We start from the raw sequence: 15,585 nt of genomic DNA on the forward strand, positions 1-15,585 counted from the left end.
ACTGGCGCTCAAGACGATCAAGCCGAGCCCGTTCAATCCACGGTACTTCTATGTGAAGTCGTCGATTGCGGAGCTTGCCGTCAATCTGGCGAAGCAGGGGCAGCAGCAGGCGATTCACGTCATTCCCGACTATGACAACCCTGGCACCTACTTCGTCAGCGACGGCGGCAGACGGGTGCGTGCGCTGAAAGAAGCGAACAAGGAGTCGGTGAAAGCGCTCGTCATCGATCTGCCGATCGGCATCCAGAGCTACAAGCTCGGTTACGACCTCAACGTGCAGCGCGACTCGCAGACGGTGTTCGACAACGCGGTCGTGTGGCGACGCTTTCTCGACGAGCGACATTTCCAGAGCCAGAAGGAACTGGCCGAACATCTCGGCCTCGACGAATCGACGGTCGCAGTCGCGCTGTCCATCGCCAAACTCCCGGAAACCGTGATGCAGGAGATGGTCGCGCGCCCTGACCGCTTCGGCTCGAACATGGCGTATCAGGTGGGCCGCTACCACACGGCTCGCGGCGCGGAGGCGACACTGCGACTGATCAACCGGATCCTTTCCGACGATCTGAGCACACGCCAGGTCGCCGACATCGTCAAAGGCCGAGCGACCTCGCAGGAAAGCGTCAAACCGGCGGGCCGGCAGCGCTACGCGCAACGTCTGGAAATCAAGCTTGGTGGTGTGTCGGTCGGCGATCTGAAGTCGTATGGGGACGACCGGCTCGAGTTGCGCCTGAAAGGCCTCACGCGTGAAAAGCGCGACGACATCCTGCGGCAGATCGAGAAGATGCTGAAGTAAAACGTGAGGGCGGTGCGCATGCACCGCCGCCTGGATTTCAAAGGCAGTTATCGACCCATCACGCCGCGCGCGACTGGCTCAGCGTAAAGGCGAGCAGGTCGCCGTCGGTCGGTTCGCCCCAGGTCCTGCGCGCGAGCCAATCGAAGAACGCCGTTTCGACGATCTTCGAGTCGAGCCCGCGACGCCGCCAGTCGTCGCGCATGTGCGTGCCGAGCCCCGGCAATTCATCTTCCTCGAACGACTGTCGCGCGATATCGCGCTCCGACTCGCCCTGTTCGTTGTACAACTCGTAGGCCTGCTTGCGACGGTAAGCCGAGTATTCACCGAGCAGACGCGCCTTCAGATCGTCGGCCGGCGACGCCGCGGCCTTGCTGGTGCCGCCACCCGCGGGCAGCGCCTCGACCGGCGGCGCATAGCCTTTCTTCAACGCATCCTTGAACAGCGCCGGCGCACTGCGCACCGGTGGCAGTGACGTGCTGCGCATACGCTGCTCGGTCATCTGCAGCGCCGCGCGGATCCGGTTCTCCTCGCTGTCCGCATAAAGCGTCTGCGCCTCCTTGAGCGGAATGCCGATCTTCACCATCCGGTCGACCAACGTGCTGTCGAACACGTTCGGATGTTCGTCGAGCGCGAGCATCGGCTGCTTGCGCTCGGTCACGCGGAACTGGATTTCAGCGACGCGCCGACCCTCGCGATGCTCGATCAGCTCGACAAAAATGTTCGTGACCGCGTTGACCTCCGCGATGGCCGGGCGCAGGTAGTCGCGCTTGAAATACTTGTACTCGCGCTTCGCCTCGTCGCCGGCTTCAGTGTCCGGCGTGCCCGACAGAATCGGCCGCCACCATTCCCAGGTCTCGCGCATCGTCAGGTGGCTGGGGTTGGTCAGGTAGCGCACGCAGATCTCGTAGAGTGCGAGGCCCGCGCTACTGCGCAGCTGGCTCTGGAACTGCAGACTCAGCCGCGCATACTGAACCGGATCGAGCAGTTTCTTCTTGATCTTCGGCGCAAACGAAAACTCGACCCAGACGCGACGCGTGGTCGGATCTTCGAGAATTTCCGCGTCCGCGATCAGCGTCGAAATACCCCATTTGCGGCCAGGCTTCTGACTCGACGTGCCGGTGCTCCACTCGACCTGCACCGACACCATGCGGCGCAGATGCTCCTTGACGAGCGCGGTGTCATTGGAATCGAACGCGGAATTGGCGACGATGTCGGACAGCAGCGCCCGATAGGTGTCGCCCGATTCATCCGCTTGCTGGGCCACCGCGAGTAACACGTTAAATAGCTTGCGCGTGAGCAGCGTGATCTTGCCGCTCTTGGGCTGGATCGCGATCGCCTCGACGGCTTTGCGCAGCTCAGCTGAGCTCGGGCTGACAACATCGGTCTTTTTCGCGCGCTTCGTGGCCATGCGTCGAGGTGAGGAGGGGATTTCGCGAGAGCATACCGGCTGTGGTGATACGCGTCTATAGCGTCCATCTCACCATTGCCGGTGAAGCGAGATTACGAAGCGCAACTCACCTCGACCAACTCCCGAAAACCCTCACCTCGTGTGCGTGCCGCCAGGATCGGGCTCTCCTTGCCGGTCGCGGCGTTTGCGAATCGGGCTCGTTTCGCCGCGTGCGGCAACGGGGAGCATTTGATCCCGAATCTTCTCACCTCAAAAAATTTCGCGGATTTTTTCGAGACCCTCCTGTAAACGGATGGTGTCCGGGGCGGGTGATGACTTCGTCGTGCGGCCTCGCGATCGTTTCGTCGATCGTCGCGTGCTGCCGGCCGACGCACAGTTTCGGATCGATAGATGGAATGCCCGCACGGTATTGGGACCGCAACGCGGCGCGGGCCAGCGACGGGCGCCCCGTCAGCCCTGTTGTCGGTGCATCAAGCTTCCTGTCGTCGGGCGCGCCATTCGACCTGCTTGGTGACTCCGCTGACGATTCAGCCCTCACTACCGAGAACCTACCGGCGTTAATCACCTGTTTCGACTTCGAGCTTCGTCCGAAGCTGCCGAAAAAGGGGAGATCCAAGCACAGGAAAATCCTCACCGCTCCGATGCTCCCGAAAAACCTCACCGTAGCACCGCGGAACGGCACAACACGATACGCGCTCATGCCGCGCCGGTACCGCATTTCCCCAATGCAACCTCCTGAAAAGCCTCACCTTTGACGTTTACGGAGGCCCCGGCGCCCCCTTCCAAAGAACTCCTGAAAACTCTCACCTTTGCTGGAGGACAGGAAAAAAATCAATTATTTCAGTGACTTGTGATAATCCCATCTAGCGCTCGAACCATCGGTGTTCCCGTAAAATCTCACCTTAAGCGAGTTTTTCGCACCGCAGCACTTTTCATTGCGTCCCCGCGGACCTCCCGAAAAGACTCACCTTTGCAATCAGAGACCAGGTATACCTACACTTGCAAATCGCCATCCGCCGGGCATCTCCGGCCGATAGCCGGCGTTTCAGTCCCGAATCTCCTCACCTTAATGCGCAGAACCCTATCCAGACCTTCCCGAAAAGCCTCACCTTTGACGGAATCGCCGGCCAAATCAGCTCGAGGATCTAGCTGATCAGCCAGTTCCCCGAATCCCCTCACCTTTCCAATCGCCGGCGGTTCCCGCCGACCAGTCTTTCGGGCAATCGATGCGTCGAAATCCATCTTGACTCCCGTAAAACCTCACCTCAGCACTATGGATGCTCAAAAAGAGAGCAAAACTGGACCCCGCGCCCCGAAAAATCTCACCTTCGTTTTCCGTTTTCTCCCGCCACGGCTCACCAAAGCGGTTAACCACCCCAAAAAACCGGCAAAAAACCACGCTCGCGAGCCTCCCGAAAGCCCTCACCTTGCTGCAGACCAAACCGAACAGACACTTTGAGGGGTGTCGGGCGCTTCGCGGCTGCGAAGTCCCGCAAAACCTCACCTTTGCCCAAACCCCACGTATACGGCGCTTCCTGAACCCGCTCACGTTCCGTCCCGCAGCCGCTCACCGAGCATCCCGAACCCCATCACTCGAGTTTCCCGCAGACCCTCACCAAGTCTCCCGCAAAGCTTCACCTTGCTGGCCTGAAAACCCCGCCAGATAAGGGTTTGCCGAGTCGTTAACGTCTTTAACAAGGGTTCAAAGGTGTTTATTTTTATTACTCTCAAGCCTTACACCCCGCGAGCCCCGTGAAACAGAAGACCATCCCCCGCAGCCATTGCCGATCAATCGTGAAACAGTGCGCGATCATGCGAAGATCAAACAAAATGCTTCTAATACAATGGCTTATTAGCTATTCTTCGTTTTGTTTCACGGAGAAAAACGGTAGGCGCGGGTTTACTATCGCCATTTGCACGCAAAAGCCCGTCGGTATACGCCAATCCGTTCGCCATCGATAAATCGGTAGCAAACACTACGTAAATTGTTATGATCCATCCAATTCGAGCCACATCGAGGTAGACATGAATCTGGATCAGGAGCGGCAAGCCATTCGCGACGAGCTTGAATCAATGCGTGCGCAGGGCGTGCGCCGCCAGGATCTGTCGCTGCATGCATGCAAACGACTCTTTTTCGATCTCGGCATCCGGCCATCGATGGCGGCCGTGCGCGATCTCACGCAAACCGGCAGCGCGAGCGACATCCCGAAGGACATCGATCATTTCTGGGAGCGCATCCGCAGTGTGTCGCGGGTCAAGGTCGGAGCGGGCGCGATACCAAAGGCACTCGAAGATCGCGCCGGCGAACTGCTGGGCGCGCTATTCGAAGAAGCGGTCGTGCAGGCCAAAGCGTCGCTCGATGGCGAACGTGAAGAGATCCGCTCGCAGATCAGCGCCGCCGATCTACGCGTACGCGAGGCGGAAATTCGTCGGGATGCGGCCGACGACGCCATCAGGCGCAGCGAAGCGCGCGCCGAAGCCGCGTGGGAGCGGGTTCGCGCACTTGAAACCCAGTTATCGAGCGCGACTACGCACGGCAGCGTTCACCTCGAAGGCATGCAGGCAACCACGCGCCGGCTCGACCAGGAGAACGAGGCGCTGCGGCAACGGCTCGAAAACGAACAGACTGCCAATGCTGCCTTGCGGGACCGGATCGACGCGTTGCACGTCGAATTGCGGCAAAGCACGGAGCACTATGCACAGCAGATCAAGGATGCGGTGGCCGAAGCCGAGCGGCGCGTCAAGCCGATGCTGGTCGAACTCGACTCGCTGCGTAGCATGGCCGCGACGTATCAGTCTGGCGTGCGTGATGCGAGCCGCAAGGAATTCGAGTTCATTCAGCAGATTGCCGCCGCCAAGGCGCGCGCCGATCGGCTCGACGCGCAGCTGCGCGAGCAGTCGGACGAAGTCGACGCGCTGACGAAGGAAGTCGCCACCCTGCGTGGCCAGCAGGGCATCGATCCAGCCATCGCCGTACTGCTGTGCTCGCTGGTTACTGAGGGGCGGCTCACGAGCAAAGAGTTGAGCATGATCGGCACCGCGGCTGACGGCCACGTGACGCTGCCCGCGAGATGCCCGAAATGCGAGGAAGGTGAGCCGGAGCTGTCGCAGGTCGATCACCGTTTCGAACTGTTGTGCCCGGAATGCGAGCACTCTTCCGGCCTCGGCGAATCGAGGCTCGCGGCGGTGAACCAGTTTCTGTCGCACGATGGCGCCACCGCGCCGTCGTCCCGCTCCGTCCACGCGATGCGTTAACCAGAGGCGGCCAATCCAACGGAAAAACGTCAAAGGTGAGGAAATTCGGGACCGCAACGGTGAGGTTCTTCAGGGTTCGCCGGCTCCCGTTTTCCTCGTCAAACGCCCGTCACGGCGGGGCCCGGCCAACGGCGCCGCAGCTGGATCCGGCTCCTCTGTCGCGGGCGAATCCTGCTGATCAATCCAGGTTTGCCACGCGCGATATAGCCGGTTCGCGGACACCGCCTGCACGAAGCCGAGCCATTGACCGACCTGTTCGGCCTCTACCCCGCTTTCGAAAAGGTCCGCCGCAAACGTGTTGCGCAAGGTCTGCGGACTCGCGCGCGATTGGCGCGACGTGGCAATCCCCGCTGCATCGACGAGCGCATCCACCGCGCGCAGCATCGTGGCCTTATGCATCGGCCTGCCCGACGGCGATGCGGGAAACACAAGCTTGCCGGCCAGCTGCGTCAGCCGGCGTTCGACTAGCCAGGCGTCGAGAGTCGCCGTTGCGAACGGCGCGAGTCGCGTGCGCCGCGTCAGCACTGGATTCGCGGACTCGATCGTGACCCACGGCGAGCCCTCTCTCACGCAACTAACCGTAAGCGCTCCCGCTTCGCCCGTCTTCAGTCCTGCGCCCAGAAACACCGCGATCAACGCGCGATCGCGTCGCTCTCTCCAGCGCTGCGCGGTCGACAACGCCGGCAACGGCGCGAACAGCCGCGCGATCAACGCAGTGCGTTCCGCATGCGTGAGAAACCCGGTCGGCTCGTTGTCGCGCGCATTGCGCCACGCGGCTTCCCCGTCCTGAGCGATGAAACGAGCCGGGTTGGTCGACGCCGATTCGATCTCGCGCACGTGATCGAGCACGCGCTCGATAAGCCGCAAATAGCGGATCCGCTGCGTTCTGCGAATCTCGAGGCTGGCGACGAATTCGGCGATCGCGGGTGTGTCGACCGTCGCGAGGCTTTGTTGCCGCGCGTCGAGCCAATCGAGAAACTGACCCCACTGCGCCTGATAGACCAACGCCGAAGAGCGACGGAAGTGCTGCTTCGCGAGCCACGCATCGAACGCGACCTGCGGGTCGCGACGCCAGTCTTCGCGTTGCTGATCGAACAGATCGGTAGAGGGCGCGGGACGGGGAACGGGGTCGGACAGATGAGGAGGTGACATGGGCAATCCTTCCGTTAGTTGCACCGTTTGGTCCGCGTATTGTAGGCGCTGACCGCTGCAAGGCCGACCGCGAGGAATGGAAGAGGATCCGAGCCATCCCGACGTGGTGCCGCCATTAGCCGCCCCACGCCCGGGCGCGCTTTAAGGGCGCATCGGCCGGCCGTGGCAGCGCCGCCCGGCGAGCCGCTTCCTCGTACGCATTGACGGCAAACGCAAAAACGGCCGGCAATGCGTTGGAGGTGCCGAAATCCACGCCGTCATCGGTTTCTGGATAAGGCAGATCGGACGGGCGCTGGAACAGTCCGAGCATCAGCGCGTCGTGCCGGCTGGCAAAACCGAGATCGGCCAGCGCCTCGGCTTCGATGGCATGGAGCAGACGCCACGTGAGCGGCACCTGCCTGACGATGTAGCGCGCGGCAATGCTGCGCACGATATGTTCGAGATCGCGCGCGGCGGTCTGGAAGCGCAGCGCGGCGAGAGTTTGATCGGTAGGGTCGGTTTTCAGGTTGTTCATTCTCGGCTCCAATCGACACCTGATACTGTACAAACATACAGTACCGGGCGCAACCTGGCCGAACGGCCTAACCGTGAATCACGACCAGCAGCGCTTTCGCCTCGCTCTTGCCGACGTTGCGGATCGCATGCGGAACATCCGCGACGTAGCGCGCGGTGTCCGCGACCTTGAGCCGCTTCGTCGCGCCGGCCGCCTCGATTTCGAGCGAGCCGTGCAGCACGGTCAGATGCTCGCGCGTGCCTGGCTCGTGCGCGTTCGACACGAGGGCCCCGCCTGGCTGCAGCGTCAACTCGTACCACTCGAACTTGCCGGCCAGCTCGATCGGTCCCCACACACGCAACTGGTATTTCGCTTCGTGACCGCTTAGCGTAGGAATATCGCGCGGTCCGGAAACGGCGATTGCCTCAGGCGACTTCGGCGGCGCAAACAGCGAATCGAGACTTACGCCAAGCGCATTGGTCAGCCGCCATGCAACCGCGATCGTCGGATTGGCCTTGTCGCGCTCGATTTCCGACAGCATCGATTTCGACACGCCGGCCGCGCGCGACAGATCGTCGAGCGTCATGCGCCGCTCGGCGCGTAGCCGTTGAATCTGTTCGCCGACGCGCGGCGGCGCCGCAATCCCCGCACTCGGCGGTAATGCCGCGCCGGCGGAGGTGGGCGCCGCATTGGACGCGGTGCGGCGTGTACCCGAACTTGCCATTTCCTGACCCATCGTTTAGAGTTGTTCGATATACCGGATTTTAGTTCGGAAAAACGAAAATATCCGATAAAGCTGACAACCGACTATAACAGGCCGCCCTTCCCGCGCGCATGCGAATGCGGGCGCCATCACTCTCAGGAGTCCCGTTCATGCGTGACCAATACCTTGCCCATTTGCGCGGCACCCTCGAGCAGATCCGCGCCGACGGCTTCTACAAGAGCGAGCGCGTGATCGCGAGTCCGCAGTCGGCCGACGTGCGTCTTGCCGACGGCAGCGACGTGCTGAACTTCTGCGCAAACAACTATCTCGGTCTCGCCGACGACGCGCGGCTGATCGAAGCCGCCAAGCAAGGCCTCGACAGCGACGGCTTCGGGATGGCTTCGGTGCGCTTCATCTGCGGCACGCAAACCGTGCACAAGCAACTCGAAGCGGCGCTCGCCGCGTTCCTGCAAACCGACGACTGCATTCTCTACTCGAGCTGCTTCGACGCGAACGGCGGCCTGTTCGAAACGCTGCTCGACGAAAACGACGCGATCATCAGCGACGAACTGAATCACGCGAGCATCATCGACGGTGTACGGCTGTCCAAGGCGAAGCGTTTTCGCTACAGGAACAACGACCTCGGCGATCTCGAAGCGCGCCTGCAGGAAGCCGATGCGGCGGGCGCGCGCTTCAAACTGATCGCGACCGACGGCGTGTTCTCGATGGACGGCATCATCGCGAACCTCGCCGGCATCTGCGATCTGGCCGACAGGTACGGCGCATTGGTGATGGTCGACGACTCGCACGCGGTCGGCTTCATCGGTGAACACGGTCGCGGCACGCCCGAGCATTGCGGAGTGATGGCGCGCGTCGACATCATTACCGGCACGCTCGGCAAGGCGCTCGGTGGCGCATCGGGCGGCTACGTCGCGGCGCGCAAGGAAGTCGTCGAACTGTTGCGGCAGCGCTCCCGCCCGTATCTGTTCTCGAACACGCTGACGCCGAGCATCGCGGCGGCGTCGCTGAAGGTACTCGAATTGCTCGCCAGCGATGAAGGGGCGCTGCTGCGCGCACGCGTGCGCGAAAACGGCGCGCATTTCCGCCGCGCGATGAGCGCGCTCGGCTTCACGCTCGTGCCGGGCGAACATCCGATCATTCCGGTGATGCTCGGCGACGCGCAACTCGCGGGAAAGATGGCCGATGCGCTGCTGAAGCAAGGCGTCTACGTGATCGGTTTTTCGTTCCCGGTGGTGCCGCGTGGTCGCGCGCGCATCCGCACGCAGATGAGCGCCGCGCACACGCCGGAGCAGATCGACCGTGCCGTCGAGGCGTTCGCGCGCGTCGGCCGCGAGCTCGGCGTCATCACCACGTGATCGCCGCGTGATTCGAATGGAGAAGCAGATGAAAGCATTGGCAAAACTCGAACGCGGACCGGGCCTCACGCTGACCGACGCGAAGAAGCCCGAAGTCGGTCATAACGACGTGATGATCCGCATCACGCGCACCGCGATTTGCGGCACCGACATTCATATCTGGAAGTGGGACGACTGGGCGCAGAAGACGATTCCGGTGCCGATGCACGTCGGCCATGAATACGTCGGCGAAATCGTCGAGATGGGGCAGGAAGTGCGCGGCTTTGCGATCGGCGATCGGGTGTCGGGCGAAGGACACATCACCTGCGGCTTCTGCCGCAACTGTCGCGCGGGCCGCCGGCATCTGTGCCGCAACACGATCGGCGTCGGCGTGAATCGCGAGGGCGCGTTCGCCGAATACCTGGTGATTCCGGCCTTCAACGCGTTCAAGATCCCGCCTGAAATCTCCGACGATCTCGCCGCGATCTTCGATCCGTTCGGCAACGCGACGCATACGGCGCTGTCGTTCAACCTCGTCGGCGAAGACGTGCTGATTACCGGCGCTGGGCCGATCGGCATCATGGCGGTCGCGATCGCCAGGCACGTCGGCGCGCGCAACGTCGTGATCACCGACGTCAACGACTATCGCCTCGAACTCGCGCGCAAGATGGGCGCGACGCGCGCGGTGAACGTGTCTCGCGAATCGTTGCGCGACGTGATGCACGATCTGCACATGACCGAGGGCTTCGACGTCGGACTCGAAATGTCGGGCGTGCCGAGCGCTTTTACGGGCATGCTCGAAGCGATGAACCACGGCGGCAAGATCGCGCTGCTCGGCATTCCACCCGCGCAAACCGCGATCGACTGGACCGAGGTGATCTTCAAAGGCCTTGAAATCAAGGGCATTTATGGGCGCGAGATGTTCGAGACCTGGTACAAGATGGTCGCGATGCTGCAAAGCGGCCTCGATCTGTCGCCGATCCTCACCCACCATTTCAAGGTCGACGACTATCAGGAAGCCTTCGCGACGATGCTCTCCGGCGAAAGCGGCAAGGTGATTCTCGACTGGACCTCTGCCTGAGTCGGCACCTCACCGTCTGAACGCTAACGCCCGCAGCGCGCTTACGCGCCTGCGGGCGTTTTCACGAACTCGGCCTGGATGCGCACGTGAATATCGTCGCCGACGGCCGGATACCAGGTAGATAGACCGAACTTCGCGCGGCTGAAATGACCGTCCGCGGAAAAGCCAAGCGTGTCCTTTTTCGTCAGCGGATCGGGCGCGAAGCCGTTGAACGTGACGTCGAGCGTGACCGGCTGCGTGACGCCGCGGATCGTCAGATCGCCGCTCAGCGTGCCGCGCGCTTCGCCGGTGCGCTCGAAACGCGTGCTCGCGAAGCGGATCTGCGGATAGCGCGCGACGTCGAGCATGCTGTCGCTTTTCACCATCTTGTCGAGCAGCGGCACGTTCGTGTCGATGCTCGCGGCGTCGATCGCGACCGACGCCGTGCTGCGGTCGAGGCCGCCGTCGTTCCAGTCGAGCTCCCCCTGCTTGCGATCGAAACGCATCGTAAAGCGCGTGTATTTGAAGTGATCGATATCGAACGTGATGCTCGTATGGTCCTGATCGATTTCGTAGCGTCCGGGCGGCACGCGCGCCTCGTTCTGACTGACCGAATGCGTGAGCACCTGGATCGGCGTGCAGGCCACCGCGCCCAGCAGCGTTGCGCCGAGCAGCGCGCGTACCCACGCGGTGCGAACGGAGGATGGTTTCATCGAAGCGATTCTGGTTGAGCGGTGATCAAGCGACTCCATCACGATAGCAGCAAGCGCACCCACAGCGCCGAAGCTCGAAGAAAAACTTGACGATGGAGAATGATCGTTCTACCTTTTCGTCCATGACACGCGAAACGATTCCGACCGATCCAAACGACGCGGCCCAGCCCGGCACGGCGCGCGAGCGGCTGCTCGATGCCGCCGAGGCGCTCATCTACGCCGGCGGCATCCATGCAACCGGCGTCGATGCGATCGTGCGGCAGTCCGGCACCGCGCGCAAAAGCTTTTACACGCATTTCGAGTCGAAAGATGCGCTAATCGCGGCCGCGCTCGAACGGCGCGACGAGCGCTGGATGAACTGGTTTATCGCCGGCACGCAACGGCGCGGCAAGGGCGCGCGCAGACGCCTGCTCGGCATGTTCGACGTGCTGCGCGAGTGGTTCGCATCGGCGGATTTTCATGGCTGCGCGTTTCTGAGCGCGGCCGGCGAGATCGAATCCGCCGACGATCCGATCCGCGTCGTCGCGCGCAGACACAAGGCACGGCTGCTCGGTTTCGTGCGTGCCGAATGCGTCGCGTTCGTAGCGGAAGCGCAAATCGATGCGCGTCGCGCGGCGCCGCTCGCGCGGCAATGGCTCGTGCTGCTCGACGGCGCGATCGCGGTGGCGCTCGTGAGCGGCGAAGCCGATGCGGCGCTCGACGCGCAGGCGGTCGGCAAGACCTTGCTCGATGCGGCAGCGAAACCCGCCGCAACCAAACGGCCGCCATCGCGGCGCACCATAACCTGACTGAGGAACCATCATGGCCGATACGATCGAAGCTCGCCCGCCGCTGCCGCCATTCACTCGCGATACCGCGATCCAGAAAGTGCGCGCCGCGGAAGATGCGTGGAACACCCGCGAACCCGAGCGCGTATCGCTCGCGTACACGACGGATAGCGTGTGGCGCAATCGCGCCGAATTCGTGCATGGCCGCGCGGAGATCGTCGGCTTTCTGCGCCGCAAGTGGGCGAAGGAGCTCGACTATCGGCTGATCAAGGAGCTGTGGGCGTTCACCGATAACCGCATCGCCGTGCGCTTCGCGTACGAATGGCACGACGATTCGAACAACTGGTTCCGCTCGTATGGCAATGAGAACTGGGAGTTCGACGAGCATGGTCTGATGGCGCATCGTCACGCAAGCATCAATGACCTGCCGATCCGCGAAGCCGACCGCCTGTATCGCTGGCCGCTCGGCCGGCGGCCCGACGATCACCCCAGCCTGTCCGATCTCGGTCTGTAGACGTTCCCACCACATTCATCGCCGGCGGCGCACCCGATGCGCGCCGCGAACTTCTTTACCGCTTGTTCATCACGGCGCCATCGGTTCTCCGTTATCGTGGCGGTTCCGGCTGCGGGGGCACGTCGCGTGCCCGGCCGGCCGAGCGAGTCCTCGACATCGACCGCACGGCTTCAGGTACAGTGCGCGACGGGCGGCACGCGGATCGCCAGAACACCATGACACCGGCGCTCGACCGGTGACGGAGAAGAAATGCACTTCAGGCAGATGAACAAGAATATCCGGCGCGCCGCGGTGGCGCTTTTCGCCAGCTTCGCGGCGCTCTCCGCGGCGCACGCGGGCAACTGGTGTGACGGCGGTGTATGGGTCGACGCGATGCTCGGCTCGTATCACATCAACCCCGATCCCGATACGCACTTCGAGCAGTTCAATCCCGGGCTTGGCGTCGAATGCTGGCTGAACAACCAGTGGGCGCTGACGGCCGGCGGCTTTCGCAACTCGCTGCGTCGACCGTCCTACTACGGCGGCGGCGTATGGGCGCCGGAGTTCGCGCATTGGGGCATCGTGCGGATCGCGGCGATCGGCGGGATCATCTCCGGCTATAACTATGGCAACTGGGGGCTTGGCAGCAATCACACGATCGGCCCGGTGGTCGCGCCAATCGTGATGCTCGAATACAAGCGCGTCGGCGCGAACTTCATCGTCATTCCGCCGATCCCATCGGACAATCTGCCCTTTACGATTGGTTTTCAGCTGAAGGTAAAGTTCTGACGGAGCTCTCAATTGGCAAAACAGTCGCGACCTACAGAAAAACACTGATTTTTGGCAAAACAGTCGCGACTTGCCCTGGTGAGCGGGAATGCGGCTATAAAACTTTAGTGCTTCGCGCGTGCCAGATTACTTCGTTCGCCGAATGACAGTTGAGACTTCCTTTCGCCATTCGAGGTCTTTGCCGCAACACTTGCTTCAGCAGCTCAACCTCAAGGCTCTAAACATTAAACCCGCCGTTGCGCTTCGACCTTGAAACCGCCCTGGGTTTAAGGGCGGGGTGCCCGTTGACTTGACTGACAGCCTTTGCAACAAGCGCTTGATGTGTTCCACGAGGAGCGCGGTTGTTTTCTGACCGTGACCTCCTAAAACTACTGCTCAGTGTACCCGTGAGATGGGCGGCCCCAGTTTAGATTCAGCACACCGTTCACAACTGATGAGGACCTCCTGGAATTGCTCACCGCACACGTGAGGGAAGATCCGGTTAGGGTTGCCGTTAGCGAGACCGGTTTGAATATATCTGTATGCGCGTCAGATGCTGCCAGCGTGTTTCCACTCCCGAGAGACGACAGAGCTACCGGTGTCAACTTCCCGCAGGTCTCGAATAATTACAGTCTGCGGGGTCGCCAACGTAATGGCCGCTGCACGCAACCGCTTGAGAATGTCGAACAGCAGGTCGCTCTTCGTATCGGCCGTTATCCTGGGGCTGCGGACGTAGCACGCTGTCACACTGCTCGCAAACGACGAGCGTAGGGAAGGTTTGCATGAGCATCTGGCAATCAGGACGGCCTGCCACTGCCGCCGGCCACCGTCCGCTGCTGTTGGACGTGGCCCATCTGAGCCGCGCGCGCGTCGAAGTACGACGTCGCATAGTCGATGAACGCCCGGACCTTCGCCGTCATCAGGCCCCTGTCGCGATATGCGAGCCTGAGTTCGGCGTCGCCGCTCATGAGCTCGAAGTCGGGCAGCAGCTGTACCAGCCGGCCATCGTCCAGCTCCTTGCCGACCATCGTAAGAGGCAACGCGCCGAGACCAGCACCGCTCATCACCAGTTCCTTGTTCAACGCGGCGTTGTTGCTCGACACGTCGTGTTCGAGTGGCACGGCGATCTGTTCGCCACCGCGCCGGAACCGCAGTTGTGGTTCGCTGATCGACGCAAGTATTGTGACGAAGCGGAATGCGGCGAGGTCGATAGGCCTTTGCGGTAGCTGGCGCCCCTGCAGATAGCTGGGCGAGCCCACCACGGCGAGGGGCAGGCGACACAACGCACGGGTGATCGTGAGCTCGCTCGTGAGCATGAACGGCAGCACGATGCCGAGATCGAAGGCTTCCTTGATCAGATCGACTGGCCGTTCCGCCAGCGTCAATTCGAGCTGCACGGCTGGGTAGCGGGCACGGAACCCGGCGATCAGTGGTGGCAACTCTATCAGCGCCGCGGTGGTGTGGGCGACGAGCCGCAGTACCCCCGCAGGCGCCCGTGCGCGCTCCCCGGTACCGGCCTCGAGCACGTCCAGTTCAGCAACCACGCGCGAGCAGCCGCCGTAAAACTCCTCCCCGGATTCAGTGAGTGCGAGGTGTCGGGTCGTGCGCTGAAAAAGACGCACACCGAGCCTGGTTTCGAGCCCCGTTATCGCGCGCGAGACGACTGCCTTTGAGATGCCCAACGCATTCGCGGCGTGCGTGAAGCTTTGCATTTCGACGACGGTACAAAAGGTTCGCAGCGTTTCGAGGTGGTCCATAAGTGCTCGCAATTCAAGGTAAGTCAAAATGGTTATAACTATACTGTTCAGTATAGTGAAACCCACTGTTGCCGTCAACGCAAATAAACCGAGTGGTTTTGTTATGATAAGATTGTCAGTATTGATCGAAAACACCAGTCAAGTGCGTCGCCGCCGCCAGCGGTGTCGTTTGATCGGTCTCATAGACCGAAGGAGAACCGGAAATGAGGGTGAAAACGGAAGAAAAGCGGCAGGCGATTGTTGACGCCGCGTTCGAGGTGTTCAGTGAGGTGGGGTTCGAGCAGGCGTCGATGTCCGAGATTGCGGCACGGGCAGGTGGATCAAAAGCCACGCTGTACAGCTATTTCCAGTCGAAGGAAGAGATGTTCGCTGAGTTCATGAGCGTCGCCGCGCGACAGGAAATCAGGGCGGCGTTTGAGCTGCTCCAGACCTCGGTGCCGGTTCGCGACGCACTGGCGAGCTTCGGCAAGCACTATCTGGTTGCAGTGCTGAAACCGCAACTGCTCGCGGTGCGCCGTCTCGCGCATCACGAAGGCGGCCGGTCCAACGTCGGCGCCCTGTTTTATGAGCGCGGGCCGAAGCTCGGCTGGCAAACCGTGGCTGTCTTCCTGCAGCAATTGATTGACGCCGGGCAGTTGCGCAGCTGTAATGCGGCTATCGCGACCTCGCATCTGCGCACCCTGTATGAAGCTGAGTTGATGGAGCTGTGCCTGTTTGGCGTGCCGGCCGATACCAGCCCCCGCAACATCGCGAAGGTCGTCCAGAGAGCGGTCGACGTGTTCATGGCCGCATACGGGCCGACGGACGCCGCACAAACCAAGCACTGATTATCCGGCTACCGCCCGCATTGTCCGGGCGGCAGATCGAC

14 protein-coding genes are annotated in these 15,585 nt (G+C 62.0%); 8 read left to right on the top strand and 6 right to left on the bottom strand.

Features of this window, described 5'->3' with window-relative positions; genetic code table 11:
- On the top strand, nucleotides 1–793 hold a 793-nt coding region (locus OKW30_RS23540; RefSeq protein ID WP_429347782.1), incomplete at its 5' end, for a ParB/RepB/Spo0J family partition protein.
- 58 nt (nucleotides 794–851) lie between these two features.
- Here OKW30_RS23540 and OKW30_RS23545 read toward each other — a convergent pair.
- Entirely contained in the window at nucleotides 852–2,201 is a 1,350-nt protein-coding gene (locus OKW30_RS23545; RefSeq protein WP_184057688.1) for a replication initiation protein, read from the bottom strand.
- A 2,025-nt stretch (nucleotides 2,202–4,226) separates the two neighbouring features.
- Between OKW30_RS23545 and OKW30_RS23550 the strand changes: the two genes are divergently transcribed.
- Nucleotides 4,227–5,456 carry a DNA-binding protein gene (locus OKW30_RS23550; protein WP_429347783.1) on the top strand — a complete coding sequence of 410 codons (1,230 nt, stop codon included), beginning with the start codon at nucleotides 4,227–4,229 and terminating at the stop codon, nucleotides 5,454–5,456.
- 69 nt (nucleotides 5,457–5,525) lie between these two features.
- On the opposite strand, the gene OKW30_RS23555 is transcribed toward OKW30_RS23550, so the two are convergent.
- From OKW30_RS23555 to OKW30_RS23565, 3 genes are all read right to left on the bottom strand, one after another.
- The gene (locus tag OKW30_RS23555) at nucleotides 5,526–6,608 is read right to left on the bottom strand and encodes a tyrosine-type recombinase/integrase (RefSeq protein ID WP_429347784.1); all 1,083 of its coding nucleotides are present in this window, start codon (nucleotides 6,606–6,608) and stop codon (nucleotides 5,526–5,528) included.
- Between the two features lie 115 nt (nucleotides 6,609–6,723).
- On the bottom strand, nucleotides 6,724–7,122 hold the full coding sequence (locus OKW30_RS23560) for a DUF2471 family protein (protein WP_184073414.1): 399 nt from the start codon (nucleotides 7,120–7,122) through the stop codon (nucleotides 6,724–6,726).
- Between the two features lie 67 nt (nucleotides 7,123–7,189).
- The gene (locus OKW30_RS23565) at nucleotides 7,190–7,837 is read right to left on the bottom strand and encodes a helix-turn-helix domain-containing protein (RefSeq protein WP_187630197.1); all 648 of its coding nucleotides are present in this window, start codon (nucleotides 7,835–7,837) and stop codon (nucleotides 7,190–7,192) included.
- Nucleotides 7,838–7,974: 137 nt separating this feature from the next.
- On the opposite strand from OKW30_RS23565, the gene OKW30_RS23570 reads away from it, so the two are divergent.
- Together OKW30_RS23570 and tdh are read left to right on the top strand one after the other, a co-directional pair.
- On the top strand, nucleotides 7,975–9,180 hold the full coding sequence (locus tag OKW30_RS23570; protein ID WP_429347785.1) for a glycine C-acetyltransferase: 1,206 nt from the start codon (nucleotides 7,975–7,977) through the stop codon (nucleotides 9,178–9,180).
- A 28-nt stretch (nucleotides 9,181–9,208) separates the two neighbouring features.
- Complete coding sequence (gene tdh / locus OKW30_RS23575; RefSeq protein ID WP_429347786.1) at nucleotides 9,209–10,240, top strand: L-threonine 3-dehydrogenase; 1,032 nt, start codon at nucleotides 9,209–9,211, stop codon at nucleotides 10,238–10,240.
- Nucleotides 10,241–10,281: 41 nt separating this feature from the next.
- Here the strand turns inward: tdh and OKW30_RS23580 are convergent, their stop codons facing one another.
- The gene (locus OKW30_RS23580) at nucleotides 10,282–10,932 is read right to left on the bottom strand and encodes a YceI family protein (RefSeq protein WP_429347787.1); all 651 of its coding nucleotides are present in this window, start codon (nucleotides 10,930–10,932) and stop codon (nucleotides 10,282–10,284) included.
- Nucleotides 10,933–11,054: 122 nt separating this feature from the next.
- Between OKW30_RS23580 and OKW30_RS23585 the strand changes: the two genes are divergently transcribed.
- The 3 genes from OKW30_RS23585 to OKW30_RS23595 all read left to right on the top strand — a co-directional run bounded on the left by OKW30_RS23585 (nucleotide 11,055) and on the right by OKW30_RS23595 (nucleotide 12,981).
- The gene (locus tag OKW30_RS23585) at nucleotides 11,055–11,720 is read left to right on the top strand and encodes a TetR/AcrR family transcriptional regulator (protein ID WP_429347788.1); all 666 of its coding nucleotides are present in this window, start codon (nucleotides 11,055–11,057) and stop codon (nucleotides 11,718–11,720) included.
- Nucleotides 11,721–11,733: 13 nt separating this feature from the next.
- On the top strand, nucleotides 11,734–12,213 hold the full coding sequence (locus OKW30_RS23590; protein WP_429347789.1) for a DUF1348 family protein: 480 nt from the start codon (nucleotides 11,734–11,736) through the stop codon (nucleotides 12,211–12,213).
- A gap of 249 nt (nucleotides 12,214–12,462) precedes the next feature.
- Nucleotides 12,463–12,981 (top strand): hypothetical protein, encoded by a 519-nt coding sequence (locus OKW30_RS23595; protein ID WP_090808157.1) that lies wholly within the window; start codon nucleotides 12,463–12,465, stop codon nucleotides 12,979–12,981.
- A gap of 776 nt (nucleotides 12,982–13,757) precedes the next feature.
- Here OKW30_RS23595 and OKW30_RS23600 read toward each other — a convergent pair.
- The gene (locus OKW30_RS23600; RefSeq protein WP_429347790.1) at nucleotides 13,758–14,852 is read right to left on the bottom strand and encodes a LysR family transcriptional regulator; all 1,095 of its coding nucleotides are present in this window, start codon (nucleotides 14,850–14,852) and stop codon (nucleotides 13,758–13,760) included.
- Between the two features lie 68 nt (nucleotides 14,853–14,920).
- Between OKW30_RS23600 and OKW30_RS23605 the strand changes: the two genes are divergently transcribed.
- Nucleotides 14,921–15,544, top strand: a complete 624-nt coding sequence (locus tag OKW30_RS23605) for a TetR/AcrR family transcriptional regulator (protein WP_184074524.1) — start codon at nucleotides 14,921–14,923, stop codon at nucleotides 15,542–15,544.
- The last annotated feature ends 41 nt before the right edge of the window (nucleotides 15,545–15,585 follow it).

Origin of the sequence: Paraburkholderia sp. Clong3 (genome assembly GCF_050436485.1) — a bacterium.
Taxonomy (GTDB): Bacteria; Pseudomonadota; Gammaproteobacteria; order Burkholderiales; family Burkholderiaceae; genus Paraburkholderia; species Paraburkholderia tuberum.

Excerpts from the sequence above, each read along its gene's own strand:
- OKW30_RS23545 (WP_184057688.1), bottom strand. The coding sequence starts at position 2,201 with ATGGCCACGAAGCGCGCGAAAAAGACCGATGTTGTCAGCCCGAGCTCA.
- OKW30_RS23550 (WP_429347783.1), top strand. The coding sequence starts at position 4,227 with ATGAATCTGGATCAGGAGCGGCAAGCCATTCGCGACGAGCTTGAATCA.
- OKW30_RS23555 (WP_429347784.1), bottom strand. The coding sequence starts at position 6,608 with ATGTCACCTCCTCATCTGTCCGACCCCGTTCCCCGTCCCGCGCCCTCT.
- OKW30_RS23560 (WP_184073414.1), bottom strand. The coding sequence starts at position 7,122 with ATGAACAACCTGAAAACCGACCCTACCGATCAAACTCTCGCCGCGCTG.
- OKW30_RS23565 (WP_187630197.1), bottom strand. The coding sequence starts at position 7,837 with ATGGGTCAGGAAATGGCAAGTTCGGGTACACGCCGCACCGCGTCCAAT.
- OKW30_RS23570 (WP_429347785.1), top strand. The coding sequence starts at position 7,975 with ATGCGTGACCAATACCTTGCCCATTTGCGCGGCACCCTCGAGCAGATC.
- tdh (WP_429347786.1), top strand. The coding sequence starts at position 9,209 with ATGAAAGCATTGGCAAAACTCGAACGCGGACCGGGCCTCACGCTGACC.
- OKW30_RS23580 (WP_429347787.1), bottom strand. The coding sequence starts at position 10,932 with ATGAAACCATCCTCCGTTCGCACCGCGTGGGTACGCGCGCTGCTCGGC.
- OKW30_RS23585 (WP_429347788.1), top strand. The coding sequence starts at position 11,055 with ATGACACGCGAAACGATTCCGACCGATCCAAACGACGCGGCCCAGCCC.
- OKW30_RS23590 (WP_429347789.1), top strand. The coding sequence starts at position 11,734 with ATGGCCGATACGATCGAAGCTCGCCCGCCGCTGCCGCCATTCACTCGC.
- OKW30_RS23595 (WP_090808157.1), top strand. The coding sequence starts at position 12,463 with ATGCACTTCAGGCAGATGAACAAGAATATCCGGCGCGCCGCGGTGGCG.
- OKW30_RS23605 (WP_184074524.1), top strand. The coding sequence starts at position 14,921 with ATGAGGGTGAAAACGGAAGAAAAGCGGCAGGCGATTGTTGACGCCGCG.